General features: G+C 33.4%; 1 protein-coding gene. It reads left to right on the top strand.

Annotated elements, in window-relative coordinates; all coding sequences use genetic code 11:
• Positions 1-673: transposase (locus tag GSA01S_RS10370; RefSeq protein ID WP_174519418.1), on the top strand; the 673-nt coding region annotated here is incomplete at both ends.

The following is a 673-nucleotide window of genomic DNA, read 5'->3' as shown; positions in this document are numbered from 1 at the left end:
ATATGACTATTTTATGCGTTTTTCTAGAGCGGAACGATTGAAAGTTAAAACCATCACGATGGATATGAACGGGGCGTTTAAAGACTTTCTTCCCTCGATTTTTCCAAATGCTGTCGTGGTCATCGACCGTTTTCATATCGTACAGTTGGTGACAAGGGCTTTAAATCAACATCGAATAGAAGTGATGAATCGTTTAAAATCAAAAAACAAACCTGATGCGAATAAGTTTAAGCGATATTGGAAACTATTATTAAAAGATTGGAATGAGTTGGAGTTCGAAGAGTATAAGAAATATTCATTATTTAAGCAAGCGATTCATGAAAGGGGCATTGTTGATTATTTATTATCAAAAGATTCTACTCTTAGTCTCAGTTACCGTTTGATTCATGAAGTAATGGATGCCATTAAAGAACATTCCTATGATCAATTCATCCATGTATTGGAGGAAAGCAAGAAATATCGCCTCCCTAGAAAAATAAGAACGGCATTTAATACTTTATATCATTATCGCCATCATATACAGAATAGCTTGAAATATACGCTATCAAACGGTTGTGTGGAGGGTACAAATAATAAAATTAAAGTCATTAAACGAATCAGTTATGGATATCGAAACTTCTACCACTTAAGAAGTAGAATTATATTATCGACTGCTCATCATAATGTGAAGAAT

It is taken from the genome of Globicatella sanguinis NBRC 15551 (genome assembly GCF_001552295.1).
Classification (GTDB): domain Bacteria; phylum Bacillota; class Bacilli; order Lactobacillales; family Aerococcaceae; genus Globicatella; species Globicatella sanguinis.
This window is presented reverse-complemented; position numbering and strand designations above follow the sequence as displayed.